Here is a 350-nt window from a genome sequence, read left to right as displayed (position 1 = left end):
GTTAGCACAATAAGAAAAAAGCTGCCGCAGCAACCCGATTTTAAAGTAAAGCCCCTGTTAGTTGAACAAGAAGTACATAATATCCTGGTATTACGACATTGTTGTTCTTCATCTTACAGGTTCAACTTCAAATATCTTACTCCCATTCACATTGCATAATTTTCTCCATCTGTTTAACATCTTTATGTTAATTTTTGTGGCAAAATTTACTTTGTAATTTTCAACCAGAGCTATATAATTAGGTTATTAAACGAGAGGAGAATAAAAATGAAACAAGTTGCTCTCCATCAATGGCATAAAGAACATAATAAACGAATAGAAGAATTTCATAAGTACCACGAAATGAAAAT

The sequence above is a fragment of the Neobacillus drentensis genome (assembly GCF_036965425.1).
Classification (GTDB): domain Bacteria; phylum Bacillota; class Bacilli; order Bacillales; family Cytobacillaceae; genus Neobacillus; species Neobacillus drentensis_F.
This window is presented reverse-complemented; position numbering follows the sequence as displayed.